The sequence below is a fragment of the Microbacterium sp. Cr-K32 genome (genome assembly GCF_000708345.1).
GTDB lineage: Bacteria > Actinomycetota > Actinomycetes > Actinomycetales > Microbacteriaceae > Microbacterium > Microbacterium maritypicum_A.
Genome location: NZ_JARD01000009.1, coordinates 110783 through 124942 on the forward strand (window position 1 = coordinate 110783; position 14160 = coordinate 124942).

General features: G+C 64.9%; 13 protein-coding genes. 8 read left to right on the forward strand and 5 right to left on the reverse strand.

The features are described from left to right. Positions 1–19: 19 nt before the first annotated feature. Positions 20–745: a Pr6Pr family membrane protein gene (locus GZ64_RS0103690; protein WP_029265170.1), complete on the forward strand. Its 726-nt coding sequence runs from the start codon at positions 20–22 to the stop codon at positions 743–745. Here the strand turns inward: GZ64_RS0103690 and GZ64_RS0103695 are convergent. The 3 genes from GZ64_RS0103695 to GZ64_RS0103705 form a co-directional block, all read right to left on the reverse strand. Then, a complete protein-coding gene (locus GZ64_RS0103695; protein WP_029265171.1) occupies positions 736–2088 on the reverse strand; it encodes a flavin monoamine oxidase family protein in 1353 nt (450 codons plus the stop codon). The genes GZ64_RS0103690 and GZ64_RS0103695 overlap by 10 nt on opposite strands. A gap of 161 nt (positions 2089–2249) precedes the next feature. Continuing rightward, the gene (locus tag GZ64_RS0103700; RefSeq protein ID WP_029265172.1) at positions 2250–3227 is read right to left on the reverse strand and encodes an SRPBCC family protein; all 978 of its coding nucleotides are present in this window, start codon (positions 3225–3227) and stop codon (positions 2250–2252) included. 2 nt (positions 3228–3229) lie between these two features. After that, positions 3230–3619 carry an ArsR/SmtB family transcription factor gene (locus tag GZ64_RS0103705; RefSeq protein WP_029260134.1) on the reverse strand — a complete coding sequence of 130 codons (390 nt, stop codon included), beginning with the start codon at positions 3617–3619 and terminating at the stop codon, positions 3230–3232. A 433-nt stretch (positions 3620–4052) separates the two neighbouring features. Between GZ64_RS0103705 and GZ64_RS19380 the strand changes: the two genes are divergently transcribed. From GZ64_RS19380 to GZ64_RS20310, 4 genes are all read left to right on the forward strand, one after another. Then, on the forward strand, positions 4053–4694 hold the full coding sequence (locus tag GZ64_RS19380; protein ID WP_136025481.1) for a hypothetical protein: 642 nt from the start codon (positions 4053–4055) through the stop codon (positions 4692–4694). After that, positions 4694–6736: a Mu transposase C-terminal domain-containing protein gene (locus GZ64_RS0103715; protein ID WP_029265175.1), complete on the forward strand. Its 2043-nt coding sequence runs from the start codon at positions 4694–4696 to the stop codon at positions 6734–6736. Before GZ64_RS19380 ends, GZ64_RS0103715 begins: the two co-directional genes overlap by 1 nt. Continuing rightward, positions 6733–7782, forward strand: a complete 1050-nt coding sequence (locus GZ64_RS0103720; protein ID WP_029265176.1) for a TniB family NTP-binding protein — start codon at positions 6733–6735, stop codon at positions 7780–7782. Before GZ64_RS0103715 ends, GZ64_RS0103720 begins: the two co-directional genes overlap by 4 nt. A 716-nt stretch (positions 7783–8498) precedes the next feature. Then, positions 8499–9902, forward strand: a complete 1404-nt coding sequence (locus GZ64_RS20310; protein ID WP_442922228.1) for a zinc-ribbon domain-containing protein — start codon at positions 8499–8501, stop codon at positions 9900–9902. Positions 9903–9994: 92 nt separating this feature from the next. On the opposite strand, the gene GZ64_RS0103725 is transcribed toward GZ64_RS20310, so the two are convergent. After that, positions 9995–10279, reverse strand: a complete 285-nt coding sequence (locus tag GZ64_RS0103725) for a helix-turn-helix transcriptional regulator (protein WP_029265177.1) — start codon at positions 10277–10279, stop codon at positions 9995–9997. Between the two features lie 159 nt (positions 10280–10438). On the opposite strand from GZ64_RS0103725, the gene GZ64_RS0103730 reads away from it, so the two are divergent. Then, entirely contained in the window at positions 10439–10951 is a 513-nt protein-coding gene (locus GZ64_RS0103730; RefSeq protein WP_029265178.1) for a hypothetical protein, read from the forward strand. A 1-nt stretch (position 10952) separates the two neighbouring features. Further along, on the forward strand, positions 10953–11354 hold the full coding sequence (locus GZ64_RS18950) for a hypothetical protein (protein WP_036331034.1): 402 nt from the start codon (positions 10953–10955) through the stop codon (positions 11352–11354). A gap of 311 nt (positions 11355–11665) precedes the next feature. Here GZ64_RS18950 and GZ64_RS0103740 read toward each other — a convergent pair whose 3' ends face one another. Next, the gene (locus GZ64_RS0103740) at positions 11666–12751 is read right to left on the reverse strand and encodes a LacI family DNA-binding transcriptional regulator (protein ID WP_231479822.1); all 1086 of its coding nucleotides are present in this window, start codon (positions 12749–12751) and stop codon (positions 11666–11668) included. Positions 12752–12889: 138 nt separating this feature from the next. On the opposite strand from GZ64_RS0103740, the gene GZ64_RS0103745 reads away from it, so the two are divergent. Further along, positions 12890–14155 (forward strand): MFS transporter, encoded by a 1266-nt coding sequence (locus GZ64_RS0103745; protein ID WP_029265182.1) that lies wholly within the window; start codon positions 12890–12892, stop codon positions 14153–14155. The last annotated feature ends 5 nt before the right edge of the window (positions 14156–14160 follow it).

Here is a 14160-nt window from a genome sequence, read left to right on the forward strand (position 1 = left end):
AGACTCGGCTGATGACGGAATGGGTGGTGACGCAGCGGTGAAGGCCCGCACCGTCTTCGGCCTGCTCCGCCTCGGCGCTGCCGCCGTCTGCCTGGTCGCACTCATCCATCGACTCGCCTGGGGACTGGCGTCGAACACCATCGCGAGCCAGAACTTCTTCGCGTATCTGACCAACCAGTCGAACATCGCGTTCGTGGTGCTGCTGAGCATCGCGGGGGTCATCGCCCTGCGCACGGCTCGCGATCCGCGCTGGCTCACGGTCGCCCTGGCGCTCGTGCTGACCTGGACGATCACCGCCGGACTCGTGTTCGCCATCCTGGTCTGGCAGGCCGGCATCCGCGGCATCCGCATCGATGTGCCCTGGTCGGATCAGGTGCTGCACTTCTGGCTCCCCGCCGTGACGGTGGCAGCGTGGGCGCTGGCCCCCGGACACCGCTCCGTCCCCTGGCGGGTGATTCCGGTGACACTCGCCTACCCGGTGATCTGGGGTGTCGCCACCATGATCCGCGGGCCGCTCATCGGCTGGTACCCGTACTACTTCCTCGACCCGCGACAGGTGAACGGCCCGATGGAGTTCATCCTCTCGTCGGCGATCGCTCTCGGCACCTTCGCCGCGGTCGCCACCGTCCTCGTGCTCGTCAGCCGCATGCCGCTGCCGAGACGACTGCGCGTGGACGTCGACGCGAGCTCCGAGACCCCGACACCCGAGCAGGCGCCGATCGGTGAACGTATCGGTCAGACGTAGAGGGCCAGCGAGGCGAGAGCCGCTTCGATGGCCTCGTCCTCGTCGAGCTTCGCGAACTCGGCGGCCGCGGCACCTCCCACGATGCCCACGAGCACGTTCTCGCCGGTCGCGGGTCGCAGGTTGATCCAGGTCGGGATCACCACATCGGCGCCGACCGCGTGCCAGATCGCCTCTTCGTTCTCCCAGAACGGCTCGTCCCACCGCAGCCACACGGTCTCGATCGCGCCCATGCCGAGCGCCGACACCGCACCGCGGTTGGAGAACGGCAGGGGTGGGTCGAACTCGATGCTGCGGTCCTGGAGCACACCCAGCGGCACGGTCACGAGCACACGGTCGAACGACAGCGCCTCTCCGGTACCGAGGCGCACGCTCACTCCGGAGTCGTCGTACGCGAGGCGAGCGACCGGGGAGTTGAGCCCCACCTTGACGCCGTCCAGGGCCTGCTCGATGAACGGCGTGACGTCGCCGGTCGCCGCCTTCGGGTCTCCTGTCGGCAGTGGCGGCGCGAACCAGCTGGACAGTTCGTCGGCTCCGGCACCGGTGCGGGCGGCGAGGATCGCGAGCAGCGCAGTCGTCGCGGGGTCAGCGGTATCGATTCCGGCGGCGGTCAGAGCATCAGCCACCGAGGAGTCTTCGGGCGCGGCCTGTGCCGTCGTGATCGCCGCGTCGAAGGGCTGAGGGTCGACCGAGTCGACAGCTCCGTCGGGTCCGCGCCAGATCTCGCCGGCCAGTTCGACGACGCCGACCTCTCCCTCACTCATCCGGTCGAGCACGTCGGCGTCGTCTGCGCCGAAGAGCCAGGCGCCGAGCTGCACCGGCACGGGCCACGATTCGTCGACGCGGGAGTAGACCCGCCCACCGACGCGATCCCTGGCCTCGAAGACCGTCACCTCCAGCCCTCCCTCGGCGAGCAGAGCGGCAGCGGTGGCTCCGGCGAGCCCTGCGCCGACGACGGCGACACGCTCTCCCGAGGTCGCCGGGATCAGGAGCTCCTCAGCCGCGCGCGCACCGGAGCCGATCGCGCCGCGCACCGTTCCGGGAGCATCCTCATCCGTCGCCTCCCCCGCGAAGAACAGGCGCCCGTCGACGGGCTTCCCCAGCGCGAGACGCGTGCCGGCCAGCACGCCCACTGGCGTGAAGCTGGCGGCGCCGAGCGCGAACGGATCGGTGGTCCAGGTGCTGCGGATGCTCCCGGCTGCCGCCGGGACACCGGGCGGAGGCTCGGGCTCGCGCGTGCGAGTGGGCGTCGGCGTGGGTGCCGGTTCCGGAGTGCAGGAGGCGAGAAGCACCGAAGCGACACCGGCTCCGGCGCCGAGGAGCAGAGTGCGGCGCGTGATCCTCATCGTGTCGCCACCTTATCCCGAACACCTGCGTGGAGGCGTGGCGCCTCGATGCTCGGCCTCGCCGGGTCAGGCCGAAACGCCGGGTCAGGCCGTCTCGGGGGAGATCGGCCTGACCCGGCGTGAACGCCTGAAACGGCGACTGCTTGCGCGCAGATGCAGCGTCAGACGGAGAGCAGCTCCCGCTCCAGGCGGGCGAACGACGACTCCATGCCGTCGGCCATGCCGGTGGCGAGGATCATGTCGCGCGTCTCCTTGTCGGGATACTCGATGAGCAGCGTGACGAGAGTCGCGCCGTCCTCCTCATACAGGTTCAGATCGTTGAGCGTCTCGGTGGGCATGCCCTGCATCCGCTCAGTGCTGACCGCCCGGCGCGGGGCGTCGATCAGCAGCGCCTCACCCTCGAAGCCGAACGGCTGCCCCTCGGTGTCGCCGACCGGCGCCCAGGAGTTCCGGTACGACTGGCCCACCTCGGTGGCGGCCACGCACTCCGTCATCTCCCAGCCGTCGGGTCCGAGCATCCACTTGCGGATGAGCTCGGGCTCGAAGTGCGCGCGCCAGACCAGCTCCCGCGGCCCCTCGACCAGGCGGGTGATGCGCACGTGGGTGTCGTCGAGCAGCTCCACCCGTGTGCCCTTGCCCTGCGCGTACTCGCGGAGATCCTGCAGCACGGTGTCGAGCTGCGCCATCGCCATCTTGATGCCTTCGACCTGGCCCATCTCGACGACCTGCTCGAGCGCGTCGACGGAGTCGAAATGGCTCGTGGTCACCACACGGGTGCCCTCGGCGGTGGGCTCGAACGAGAACGACATCCGCTGTGCGGGGAATCCGTCGAGCGGCTTTCCCTCCTCGTCGACGAACGAGTCGATGACCTCGAAGCCGTTCGGCGCGTCGATCGATACGAATTCCCACGCACCCGACGACTTCTCGCCGCGCGGACCGTTCATCGAGTAGACGGCACGCCCGCCGACGGTGTGGTCCCAGGCGGTGAAGGTGGCCGGCCATCCGGGAGGACCCCAGAAGCGCTCGAGCTGACGCGGGTCGGAGTACGCGCTCCAGACGCGGTCGATGGGGGCCGCGAAGTCGGCGACCACGGTCATGGTCAGGTTCTCGGCATCGGTGGTGACGTCGGTGACAGGCATGTTCAGTCTCCTTGTTCGTTCTTCGTGGTGTCGCTGGTGTCGGATGAGCCGGGCCGAGGCGTCTCGGCCAGCAGATCGTCGAGTCGGGCGATGCGCGACCGCCACAGCTCTTCGTATCGGGCGAGGAGCGCCCTGGCGCGGGCGATCATCTCCGGGTTCGCGCGAACGAGCCGCTCGCGTCCCTCGGCGCGCTTGACGATGAGGTTTGCGGCCTCGAGCACGGCGACGTGCTTCTGCACCGCGGCGAACGACATCTCGTATTCGGAGGCGAGGGTCGAGACCGACTGCTCACGCTCGATCGTCCGGCGCAGGATGTCGCGCCGGGTCGACGTCGCCAGTGCGTGGAAGACACGGTCGACCTCCGCTTCGCTCAGTTCTCTTTGTGCAACCATTTGGTTGTACGTTATGCCCGCGGAGCGGGTGTGTCAAGAGGGAAAGTTGTCGGACTCGCGTTGAGGTGACACAAACCCGCTTTAGGTGACACACAGTTTGGCTGCGGTGACACCGTGTGTCAGGAAACGCCGACGGCCTTCCTGCGGGACGGGCCGACGCGGAGGAGCATCAGCAGTGGATACAGGAGCGAAGGGGCTCCGATGGGCCCCCTCGTCTTCGCATTATCCGAACGCGGATTCGCTTGCGAAAGGGGCTGCGATGCGGCCAGTCGATGGAGCCAGGCCGATCATCCCTCGGCGCCGCACGTCGTCCACCGAGTTACATTGGCTCTCTCGCAGAAATGATGGCAGCCCTACGGCCGGACTGCACGAGTGGGAAGCTGTCGGTCGCGACCTCGGCGGCAGGGACTGGGCTGCAATCGATCCGATGCGAGTGCGTAAGTCGAAGGGCGTTCGTCATCGTTTTACGCCGGCGATGTACTTCTGGCAGCGCACCCGATCGCATGTATGGTGCGAATCTCAGCAGGAACGCTGGGAGGTTCTTTGGCTGGATTACGGCGGGCAGGTGGAGCGGCTGTGGGCGCAGCCATTGGCGATTGCGTTCGGGCGCAGTTCACGGTTGTCGGGGTTCTCGCACTTCCCGGACTTCTTGGCCCAGTTCACGGACGGCAGCCTCGGGCTTTTCGATGTGCGCCCGGCCAAGCGAGTCGACGACGACGCGCTCGTCCAGTTCAAAGCGACAGCCGAGATCTGCGAGGTGCTCGGCTGGCGATACCTGGCACTCACTGGACACGACGATCTGGCGACAGCTAATCTCGATTGCCTTTCGGCATCTCGCCACGATCGTTGCGTGCCGACGCCCTCTATGGAGAGCCTGATCCTGGAGACCGCACGCAGTGGCCGACCACGCGGTGAGCTCTGCAGAATCGTGTCCCCTGAGTGCCCACCGCTGGCCTGCGCATGGGTCGACAACATGGCTTGGCGCCGCTTGCTTCACCTCGATTTAGCTGCCGTCTTCAGCAGCGAGACCGTCTACACCACCTCTGATTCAGCGCACGAGGGAAAGGCTGCGTGATGTCTGACGATTACAAGCTCCAGCTCGGCGACACCGTCGCGATCGAGGAGGAACTCTGGGTCTGGGAAGGCGTCCGCCGTGGCACCGAGGCCCGACTCCGTCGCGACGGTACCGCCGACGACTGGTTGAGCTTGTCAATGCCGGAATTGCTCGCGCATGCAGGCACCGCGCGACGCAGCTCGAGCACTCGTCTTCGAGCGGTCTCGGGCGATTGGCCGGCCGACGTCCTCGACATGGAGAAGCATCTGCAGGAGGTTTTCCGAGGCATACCGATGGATCCGACTGCGACCGCCTCACGTCCGCAGTACGACCTTGAGCGAACGACACAGGAACAGCGGATCGCGTCAAAGGTTCAGGAGCTGGCCGGTACTTCTCTCGGCCGATCACGGAAGGCACTCTTCAACTTCTGGAAGGCGTATCGATCGGAGGGCGTCGCTGCGGTAGATGCGCGACTGCATCCGAAAGGCAAGAAGCGGCTGATGATCGCGAAGGCTGATCCTCGCCTGGTCGCCGCCATTGACCGAGAACTCGACAGCCGGGTAAACATGTCGACGAGTAGCCGACGCCATTGTGCCGCCCTCGTCCGGCGCGCTTTAGAGTCCATGTACCCGGGCGACGCTATCTGCGAGATTAAGGACACTACGCTCCAGGGGTACATCAATGAGCGCGACGCAGGCAGGTACAGCTTCGCCAAGGCGACTACCCGCCGCACCGCATCCAACAGTCCCGACCGCGAGTACTTCTCCGGCAACGCGCACCGACTCGGCGCAGTCTGTGAGATCGACTCGACGAAGCTTGACGTCCAAGTGTGGGATGACAAGGGCAACATCTTCCGTCCGACCGTGACGGGGCTCTTCTGCGTGGGCAGCCGGATCCCGATGGCCTGGGCGATCCACGCCGATTCGCCCAACGGCTACGATCATGCACTGTTGCTGGCCCGGGCAATAGTCGGCCGCAGGGCCGTACCCGGTTCCGCCGCCGCAACGCTGTCCGGTTCAGCAACGCTTCCGGTCGAACTCATGAAGAAGATCAATCCGTATCTCGACGATGACTCGCTCGCCGTGCCGTGGATTTTCCCGCACTCGATCACCATCGATGGTGGCGCCGACTTCCGGTCGGCGACCTTCGAGGCCGCTTGCCGGGCGTTTGGGATTAATCTCGTCCTCGCCCCTCCCAACGCGCCGACCGTCAAGCCACACGTCGAGCGCAACTTCGGCACAACCTCCTCAGACTTTGCCACCTGGTTAGCCGGCTCCACGGGCAACTCTGTACACAACCGCGGCAAACACGCTGTGCCGATTCTGACACTGGACTCCGTTCGTCTCGCTTTCGACGCCTGGATCACCACAGTGTTCCTCAACTCGCAGCACCGCGGGCTGAGATCTCCGTTGTTCCCAGGGCGAAAATGGACGCCGAATCAGATGTATGCGGCTCTGTTCGAAGTTGGTCCGGGCGTGCAGCTCCCCTTTCGCGCGGAAGACTTTTTCGCGCTGCTGCCCAGCGAACCTCGAGTCATCAGTAATGAAGGAATCACTTTCAAGAACCGGGTTTATGACTCCCCTCTCCTGGCGGATCTTCGCAATCGTTCGCTGACGGGCGCCACCGCCGGATCACGACAGGCCCGGCAATTCGACATTCGCTTCGACCCCTACAATTCAAACGCCGTGTGGGTGCAGCATCCCGAGACCGACGAATGGATCGAGTGCTGGGACAAGCTGATCGACGAACGAGCCGCGTGGATGGTCGCCGAAGCACAGGTGAAGCTCGTCGAGCGCTTCGGCATCGGTGACCCCGGAGATACACCCAAGACGTCGGAGTTTCTCGATGAGATCGAACGACGAGCGCGCGGCGACAAGCAGGCACGCAAGCGCTACCTCCGAGAAGCGTCCGCGAAAGCCACCGGCGAGCCGGAGACCGACGCACCGCTCACCGAACCCGTGGCGATTGGACTACGCGAGTGGAACAATCCCGTGGACGTCGATGACATCGACTGGAACTCGTCGTCGTACGACATCGTCACGTCGAAAGAGCTGCACCCGTGATCATCGAGCCACTCGTCCTGCATCACGACCGAAAGACCACGCTCGCCGGCCTCCGTGAAGCGCTTGCGGCGCTGCCCCCGATGCCAACGTCGATCTCATTCTCGGACTACGCCGCGCTGAGCGCATCCGAGCGCAGCCTCTACGACGAGGCCCGCGATGATTATTTGCGGCTGACACTGCGAGTACCGACGCCCGAGCAAGATCTCAGTACGAGAATCCTCGCCAAGCACATCGCCGCGAACCCGCGCCGCAAGAACTCGCGCCGCGGGCTGATGGTTTCAGCGCCCATGTTCTACGGCAAGACTGAGCTCGCGTTGCTTCTTGCGCGCTCGGTGGAGAACGATCATGCCAAGAGATTCCCGGACTACGCCGATGACGGTGAAGTCCCTGTCGTATGGGTGGAGGTCACGGACCACGCTACGGGCAAGGCGCTGCTCAGTCAGATAATCAGGTTTCTCGCCCCGACGATCACGCTGCCGACCCAGATCACGACGGACAACCTCCGGCGGCGAGCGGTGGAGCTGCTGCACGTTCATCGCACGAAGCTCCTTGTGGTCGACGAAGCCCACAATCTCGGCGGAAGCGAGCCGTCGAGCGTCATCAAGGCGCTACAGAACGAGTCCTCAGCCACAGTCGTGCTGGTTGGGATCAATCTCACCAGAGGCAAGGCGTTCGGCTCCGGCGACGGCCTCCAGGTCACGATGAGATGCGACTTGGTCGAACTGCGGAGGGTCGACATCCAAAGCGATGAAGGGCTCGCCCTGTGGCGTCGCTGGGTCGCGATCTTCGACCGCAATCTTCCACTGTGCGAGCACGGCCGGGGCATGCTCACCAAGAACTCTGCCGCTCTTCATGCCGCCGCCGACGGACGCCTTTCGGTGCTCGCGATGATCATCGAGCGACTTGTCGCATCGATCCTCGATGAACCCGAGCGTACGGATGAACGGGTGACCCGCGAGCGGCTATTCGCGGTCCTCGACGGTTTACGGCAGACCACGCGCGTCCAACACAGAGTGCAACTCAGCGACCTCGTGGAAGCCGCGTGACCGACGCTCGGGCATGGCCCATCCGACCTAAATGGCACCGCTTCGAGTCGCCGCGATCGTACGCCCAGCGTCAATGCGAAGCTGCACGTGTTCCCTTCGACTACGTCGAGCGAGGACTCACGACCGAAGCCCGGCCATACATCTACCGCGTATGGGTTGATGAAGCTGGGACGGCGAGCACAATCGAGGCTGCAGCCGGCCGTCCTGAAGGCCACTACCTGCGCCTCAAGCGCCTCGCTCAGCCCAAGCCTCACCAGTTGTACTCGGACCGGTTCCTCTGCCGACTGTGCGCCGCCGGCGATCGCGTGCAGCAGATACCGCACGATCGCGAGAACTGGTGTCTGCGGCACCCGGGCCAGCTCGTCTGGACGGGCCCCGGAACGACGCCGGAGTCGCAGCGAATATTCCCATTCGACCGCGAACTGGCGAAGGCCGAGCACCTTTTCAGGCACCTCGTCGCCATTGACCGGGTCGACGCACGGATGCACGCGCGGGTGTGGGAGATGGTGCGAGACAATGCGTGGTTGACCCAGCCCGACGGATGGAAGCCAGCGTTGGCCGTGTGCCGCGAAGATCACGAGGTTCGTGGTCGAGCCGAGTTATACCCGGAGACCATCGCAGTACTTGCCGCGCTTTCGAATGCCGACAATGTTGCACGATGGTCTGGGCTTCCTGCCGACGAGCTACGTCCTGCCATCCTCGAGGCTTTGCCGCCAATGGCCGGAGCGATCCGGGTGCTCGTTGAGCGAATAGTGCTGTGGCTACGCCCACGCCGCCGCGCGGTCCGTCCAACTCGCATCGACCCGTTGAGCCTGCCGCTGGACATCGTAGACACGTCAGCGATCATCGATTCGGCGGCAGCGTACCCACTGTGGATTCAGCGGCGCCCACGTGCTGTGGGAGAATGGGACTGGGGTCGTAACGACGAGGCCCACGATCCATGGGAACCACGTCGGACATCAGTGCCGGCATGGTGGGTGTGCGACGAAGGCCACTCCTGGGAAACGACTCCGTACGTGCGCGCGATAGCAGGTTGCCCGCACTGCGCGGGACTCGCAGTTTGGCGAGGGCAGTCAGACCTCGGTACTCAATTTCCCGATCTGGCGGCAGAGTGGGACAAGTCACCTGGGGCGAACGCTGGCGGACCTGACGATGTCGGCCCTGGATCTAATCGCCGCGTCAAGTGGGTCTGCCGAAGGGGGCACCGGTGGGTGGCCACGATCAACAACAGGGCGCGGAACGGCTCCGGTTGCCCTTATTGTGCGAACAAACGCGCGATCCCAGGGGAGACCGATCTCGCAACCCTGCGCCCCGACCTTGCGGCCGAGTGGGACCACGATCGCAACGGCAAGCTCACGCCTCACGTCGTCGGCGCCCGTACCACGAGGAGGGCCTGGTGGGCGGGACAGTGCGGCCACAATTGGCAGGCGTCGATCGCAAATCGCACCCGCGGCAATGGTTGCCCATACTGCGCCGGCAAGCGAGCCCTACCTGGGGTGACGGACCTCGGCACACTCCGCCCCGACCTCGCCGCTCAGTGGCACATCAGCAACGAGCTGCGGCCCGAGCAAGTACGCCCTAGTGCTGGCAAAAAGGTGGCCTGGCAGTGTGAAGAGGGCCACGTCTGGGAAGCAGCAATCTATAGCCGCTCGAGCGGCAGCGGGTGTCCTTACTGCGCGGGCAAACTTGTTGTGCCCGGCAAGACGGATCTCGCCACGCTGCGACCCGAGCTCGTGCCGGAATGGGACGCATCAAATGCGCTCAGCCCGCACGAGGTGACGGCGCACTCGAAGCACCGCGCCATGTGGAAATGCGTGGAGGGGCACGTCTGGGCGGCGAGGGTCTTCAGCCGAACGAGCCGGCGTGGCAGCGGATGCCCGCTCTGCAATGGACATCAAGTGGTTCCGGGCGTGAACGACCTGTCGACATTGCGGCCTGACCTCGCTGTCGAATGGGATGTCAGCAATAGACGCGCACCGGGCACGCTGAGGCCCACTTCGACCATCATGGCAGCTTGGCGATGTCCGAAAGGGCACCTCTGGAAGGCGACGGTGGCAAGCCGCTCTTCAGGCCGCAGCTGCCCATCGTGTCCAGCCCCTGCTTGCGTGGACCTGGCGTGAACTCGGAGGCATCGACGCGAACGAATGTGGGGTGCGCTCGGGGCACGACACGAGAGCGGGCCCTCCGTTACCCTAGGGTCACTAATCGCGCCTCAACGACTCCGAAGGTCGGGCGCGTCCTCTGGGACTAAATCCGCCAGCGAGGCTCCGAGCACCTGCGAAAGTGCGAGCATCGTGCGAAGCGTAGGGTTCGCGGGGCTTCCCGGGCGCGACTCCCCCTTTTCGTACTTCTGGTAGGTGTAGCGCGTGAGTCCGGACCGATACGCGACGTCTTCCTGGCTTAGCCCAGCGCGCTCGCGCGCAGAACGGAGCGAGGTCGCGAAGCGCTGGGAGTACGCGCTCCACTCCGCTTCAATCTCTTCGTTCCGTCGGGGCACCTGTCAAGCGTCTCGATCAGCCATTCCGCGTATGGCCTAATCGGTATGGCATAATTCGGAAGGCCATACGAAACAATCTCGTCCTCGTCGGATCGCTCCGCTTCCTCTGCACGTGTGCTGCCCATCCCGATGACAGGCGGTCGCGTCACGGAAGGGCCCGTGCAAGCGACCGCGATTGTGATGGTTGAGATGCCCGAGTCGTACCCGATCTGGTGGCAGGACATCGACTCGCCTCCGCCAGCCGAATGGGTCTACATGTTCGAGGGTTTCACCGGTGACGACACGGCAGAACAGTGGGCGTTGGCCGCGGCGGTCTTCGTCGCTCAAACACGTCGCCGCACCGCAGCGGGCCCGACGTTCGCGGAGCTCTTCACACATCTTCTGCCAGATACGGACGGACTCCCTGGCCCCCTGCCACGGAATCTAGACTTCGCACAGCGGCGTCGCGCCGTCGCGGGCTTCCGTGTTCACGCGGCCATCGAATGGCGTCGCCGAGGAATGATCAGCTTCGACAAGGGAGTCATGCGTAGCCTGCGGGTGGGTCGCGAGTTTCGTGAGAGGTCTCGGCGACGTCAGCAAGCCCGTGACGCCGCGCGCCGCGCGTGCGGAACCGAGCGCGAGACCATCGCCGGGCTCGCGGACACTGTGGCCGCCTCAGAAGGAGAGGAGTGACATGACGGACGAATTTCCACCGGAACTGCAAGGCCTCGTCAAGCGGATCGCTCCCGGTTGGCCAGAGCTGCTCGAAGTTGGAGTCGGCTGGCACCCGCTACTGGCGAGACTCGACGCAACGCTGTCCGTCATCGCTCCGCGCTACGTCGTGCAGCAGGTGAAGTCAAAGTTCGGCACCCTGAGCTTCTATGCCGACCCGACTTCGGACCCGTCGACCTTCGATGAGGCGTTCACGGACGCGATTCGCGCCGCAGAGTGGAAAAGTACGGTGATATGCGAGGTATGCGGGTCTCCGGCGAGGCAGTACGTAATCAGGATGTGGGTCTCAACGCTCTGCCCTGTCCACGCCGGGGAGGCGAACGGCGACGGTCCAGGTCCAGATTCGTCTTCGGTGGACGCTTGATCGAATCGATCAAGAGACTTCGTTGGCCTGCAGCAGTATCCAACGCCGACGCTTCGCTAAGTTGCTGAGCTCGGATGCCTACAGTTATGCCGTCGCGCGAGGGCCCGGAGAATATACGAACTTATAGGCATGTGTAGCGATTCCCTATACATGCCTATAAGTAGCTATATGCGCGTTCGAAACCCATCATCAGAGCCCTCGTACGGCTAGCAACGACGGCTCTCAACGCGGCCGCGATTCGGCCTAGCTCGGTCCGCGCAACTCTTCTCGGCCGTTGAGCATGCGTCGGGGACGACACTCAGCTTGCAGACTTAAGACCCAAGCAATCGGGGATTTCGCCATTCGCTCCTGTTTGGGTCGAACCGGTGAGGGCCGTCCATGTTCGCCGTGGTGGAGCCGCGCACGATGAGTTGTGTGGGGAATTCGTAGCGCCGAACGGGCGGCGGCAAGTCGGACAGTGATTGCAGAAGCAGCTCGACTGCGGTGCGACCCATCTCGATGTAGGGCTGGCGCGCGGTGGTCAGCTGAGGTGTCACGAGAACTGCGGCCCGCTCGTCATCGAAGCCCGCGACCGCGACACGGTCAGGGACCCGGTGGCCACGCGCGGCCAGTTCATGCAGGACTGTCGCCGCGAGGACGTCGAAAGCGCAGAAGACGGCATCGACGCTGTGGCCGCGATCCAAGGTCTCGCCGAGTTCCGGGCATCCGGGCGCAGTCTCGTCGTAAACGGTTTCGACGATGAGATTCTCGTCGACCGCGATACCAGCAGAAATCAGCGCGTCACGGTACGCCCGCTCACGCTCCTGGACGTAGTAAAAGTCGCCCCAAACCGGTGAGCCTCCTGCGAACCGCGACCGCACGAACGCGATTCGGGAGCGCCCCAGATCCAACAGGTGCTCAACCACTTCCCGGGCGCCAGCGTAGTTCGCCGCCGAGATGGACGGAAGGTGTATGTCGACGCTCGAGTCGTCGATCGCAACCCCGGGTATGCCGAGGCTGTCGCAGGCGTCTCGAACAGACCTCTGGTCGGGAACGCCGATGACGATCACGCCCTCGGTCGGCACGTTGGACAGCCCGGCGATCACCTCAGCCACCGTCTCACCACCACGAACGGGATGTATGAATACTTGATAGTCGACGGCGGCGGCGGTCTCGATGCAAGAGTCTGCGATGAGCTCCCACCATGTCCACACGGTGCTCGGTACGATCACACTGATCGCATGAAAGCCACCCCGCCGCAACGCGCGTGCTGCGACCGAGGGCCGGTATCCGAGCTCCCTGGCGATGGTTCGGATCCGATCCCTTGTCGCCTCGCTGACGTCCGGATGATCACCCATCGCCCGGGACACGGTCGCGATCCCAACGCCTGCCGCCCGCGACACATCGGTCAGCGTCACCCGTCGTGCCATTGCGCCTCCCGGAGCTCTTCTTGACTGCGTTGCACTCACCCGCTACCTTATCCATAGCGTTTCCGGAAACGTTACCGGAAACGATGATCATCACCTACTCAGTAGGCTCAACGACGAGGAAACCCGATGTCCACGACGACTCCGGCCGCTGACGGCCGAACCACACTCACTCCGGTCAGTGCAGGCTTCATAGCGATCTACGCGCTGGCGATGTTCGGCGTCTGGATGGCGATCAACCTTCCGGCCTCCGTGACGCTGGCGCTGCGCATCTCGGAGATCGACCCCGAAGGGAAGACCACGAGCTACTCGATCGCCGCCGGCGTTGGAACGCTCACAGCAGTGCTTGCCAACCCGTTCTTCGGACGGCTGTCCGATCGCACGCGCAGCCGGTTCGGGCGACGCCGCCCCTGGATCGCAATCGGCGTGCTCGGCATGACGGTTGGCGCTGCGGTGATAGGCCTCTCGAATTCGTTCCCGCTGCTGTTGCTGGGATGGATCCTGATGCAGGCGTTCGTCAACGCCGCGATCGCCGGGATCCTCGCCATCGTCGCCGATCGCATCCCCGAGTCGCAGCAGGGATTCATCGGCTCGCTCTCCGGAGCTGCCTCCGCCGCGTCGATCGTGATCGGTATCTTCTTCATCCAGGCGTTCCCGTCGAACATCCTCGCCCAGATCGGCCTGCCGGTGGCGCTGGCGATCGTCTTCAGCGCAGCGCTGATCGCCGTCTTCAAGGACGACACTCCGGCCGCCGAGCCGCTGCCTCCCTTCGGCGTGAAGGAATTCTTCGGCTCATTCGTCGTCAACCCGCGCCGCGAGCCTGCCTTCACCTGGCTGCTGCTCGCCCTCTTCCTCATGTTCGCCGCGTGGGGCGTCGCATCCACCTACACGGTCTACTTGCTGCAGGACATGCTGGCCGTGCCTGAAGATCAGATCGGCGGGGCGATCACCCTTTCGTACGTCATTCCGGGGATCGTCGCGTTCGTCGTGGGCCCGCTCGGCGGCTGGGTAGGGGACCGGATCGGCCGACGGAAGCCGGTCCTGATCTTCGCCGCCCTGGCGGGCGCAGCAGGTATGGTCACCATCGCCACGGCGTCTACGGTCGTGCAGTTCCTCATCGGCGTGACTCTCGTGTCCGGCGTCGGTGCCGGTGTCATGATGGGCACGTATATCGCCTTCGGCGTCGCGGTAATGCGGGACAAGCTGTCGGCTGCAAGGAACCTCGGCGTGATCAACATCGCGATCACGCTGCCGTTTTCGATCATCCCGTTCATCGCCCCTCTGCTCCTCGGCATCGGCGGCGGGACGTCGAACTACATCGCCCTCGTCCTATTCGGTGGCGCACTCACGCTCCTGGGCATCCTCCCGCTCGCCGGCATCCGCACCGCGCGCTGACCCCT

Excerpts from the sequence above, each read along its gene's own strand:
- GZ64_RS0103745 (WP_029265182.1), top strand. The coding sequence starts at position 12,890 with ATGTCCACGACGACTCCGGCCGCTGACGGCCGAACCACACTCACTCCG.
- GZ64_RS0103705 (WP_029260134.1), bottom strand. The coding sequence starts at position 3,619 with ATGGTTGCACAAAGAGAACTGAGCGAAGCGGAGGTCGACCGTGTCTTC.
- GZ64_RS18950 (WP_036331034.1), top strand. The coding sequence starts at position 10,953 with ATGACGGACGAATTTCCACCGGAACTGCAAGGCCTCGTCAAGCGGATC.
- GZ64_RS20310 (WP_442922228.1), top strand. The coding sequence starts at position 8,499 with ATGGCCGGAGCGATCCGGGTGCTCGTTGAGCGAATAGTGCTGTGGCTA.
- GZ64_RS0103700 (WP_029265172.1), bottom strand. The coding sequence starts at position 3,227 with ATGCCTGTCACCGACGTCACCACCGATGCCGAGAACCTGACCATGACC.
- GZ64_RS0103715 (WP_029265175.1), top strand. The coding sequence starts at position 4,694 with ATGTCTGACGATTACAAGCTCCAGCTCGGCGACACCGTCGCGATCGAG.
- GZ64_RS0103695 (WP_029265171.1), bottom strand. The coding sequence starts at position 2,088 with ATGAGGATCACGCGCCGCACTCTGCTCCTCGGCGCCGGAGCCGGTGTC.
- GZ64_RS0103690 (WP_029265170.1), top strand. The coding sequence starts at position 20 with ATGGGTGGTGACGCAGCGGTGAAGGCCCGCACCGTCTTCGGCCTGCTC.